Origin of the sequence: Blautia sp. AF19-1, assembly GCF_003479155.1 — a bacterium.
GTDB classification, from domain to species: domain Bacteria; phylum Bacillota; class Clostridia; order Lachnospirales; family Lachnospiraceae; genus Fusicatenibacter; species Fusicatenibacter saccharivorans.
On record NZ_QUGQ01000056.1, the window covers coordinates 1 to 1,151 of the forward strand.

At 49.5% G+C, this 1,151-nt stretch carries 2 protein-coding genes; both read right to left on the minus strand.

Going from position 1 to position 1,151, the window contains the following annotated elements:
• Positions 1-155 precede the first annotated feature (155 nt).
• Positions 156-353 (minus strand): hypothetical protein, encoded by a 198-nt coding sequence (locus tag DWX26_RS16575; protein WP_117471371.1) that lies wholly within the window; start codon positions 351-353, stop codon positions 156-158.
• Positions 354-594: 241 nt separating this feature from the next.
• A partial coding sequence (locus tag DWX26_RS16585; protein ID WP_243030739.1) for a virulence-associated E family protein occupies positions 595-1,151 on the minus strand: 557 nt, incomplete at its 5' end.

Here is a 1,151-nt window from a genome sequence, read left to right on the forward strand (position 1 = left end):
CAGTATTTTTCCAGCATATCACGCTGGTTTGCGATACTGGCACTTTCGCCTTGCAGGTCATCGTCCTTTGACAGCCTGCAATAGACCGCTGCACGATACCCTCCGGCAAGTGCCGAACCGATTGTTCTGTATTCCATTTCGTTCATCATAGCCATTTACCCACACAATCCAGACGGTATCTGGCTCTTTTGAACCTCATCTTCATTATAGCTCATATCTTTCCTTTTAGCAAGATAGTCTTTCGTATTTGTCTTACCGTATTTCTGGGAAATCAGGCTGACGAACACATCGGTTGCGTCAAGCTCCCCGTCAAACACCGTAGTCACATGAATCTCTGTTTTGTTTTTTGCCATAGGCAGTTATCCTCCATACATGAAAATAGCCAGACAGAGGGTGTCGGCAACGAAGTCCGGCAACGGGCTTCAAAAGACCTTGCAAACAATCTCAATCTGGCGATGGTTACTATTTATACTTTTCTTTTATTTTTCTGTTGTTTTGGTTGTCATAGGGGAGAAAAGCCGATAGTTTCGGGATTTTCCCCGGCAACCGGCTCGGCAACGGGATAGCAACAGGGGGTGCAACGGGCTGCCATTTTCAGAATGGAAGCTCCATCTGTTCTGTGACCTCCACAAAACCGTCCATCGTTTTTTCAGACGGGTTGCCGGAGTCCGTTGCCGGGTTTTCACGCTCCCAGCCCTTTTGTCTGCCATATTCGGAAAACATTCTTGGGTTCGGGAAGTACCGCCAGCCAGAAATGCACTGGTTCATAATCTCGTTGATTTCCCGGATTTCCCATTGCTTCGGCTCGTCAAAGGCATGGTTCAAGGCTTCCTTATAGAGCTGCTTGGAGCAGACCATGCTCCCGGTGTACTTATCAAGATACGCCTGTATCATCCCGGCTTTGGTATCCTCCGGCATAAAATCCCGCTGGTGTTCTTTGAGATACCGCTGCATGGCAGGGCTGAAAGCCAGCTTGAACCTGCCGCTTCTGTAAATTTCCATCGCTTCTGCCCACATCTGCTCGATATAGGCTCTGGAAGCGGCTTCGTCCTCCAAAATGTGAACCTCGGCTTGCTCCGGGTACACCATGACGGGGATAAAGCGGCGGTTGCCGGAACGGTCAAGGGGCAGGAAGTCAAGGGCATTGGAAG

Bases quoted from the DNA above. Each gene is read 5' to 3' on its own strand.
- DWX26_RS16575 (WP_117471371.1), bottom strand. From the start codon at position 353: ATGGCAAAAAACAAAACAGAGATTCATGTGACTACGGTGTTTGACGGG.